The organism is Oleiphilus sp. HI0128 (assembly GCF_001635365.1).
On sequence record NZ_LWGG01001489.1, the window covers coordinates 1 to 560 of the forward strand.

General features: G+C 41.1%; 1 protein-coding gene. It reads left to right on the forward strand.

The annotated features are described in order from the left end of the window. Positions 1-302: 302 nt before the first annotated feature. Positions 303-560 (forward strand): isocitrate/isopropylmalate family dehydrogenase (locus A3763_RS24565; RefSeq protein ID WP_255376643.1); only part of this gene is annotated, 258 nt, incomplete at its 3' end.

Below are 560 nucleotides of genomic sequence, written 5' to 3' on the forward strand. Positions count from 1 at the left end.
AAGTATATTTTCGTACGCCATTTCCACAAAATCTCAAAACAAATTAGTTTACATACAGCATGTTAACAGAAGTTTGTATCCCGACACCGAGGCGATTGGCCTAATGCTCTGTTAACACTTTAATCTAAGGGGTAAGCAAGTTACATAATGGTGACGCGCCCGTCAACCTATTATGGGCGATATGCGCTATTTGAATGGCCATATCGTCTTCTTTATAAATCAATTTATTTGCCAGATAGGGGGCGCTATCTTTACAATACGCCCACATTTATATCGACGTATTATTTCGCTAGGAAAAAATAATGACTCAAACATACAAGATTGCGGTTCTCGCAGGTGACGGCATTGGCCCAGAAATTACAGAGCAGGCTTTGCGTGTATTAAAGCTAATTGAAGAAAAACNTGATGTTGTTTTTGATTGCATCGACGGCCCATTCGGAGCCAGTGCTTACTTCTCACATGGTAAGTCTTTCCCTCAGGAAACGATTGATCTATGTGATACAGCGGATGCAATTCTTAAAGGCCCAATCGGCTTGAGCCATGAAGAGTCTGAGAAGATT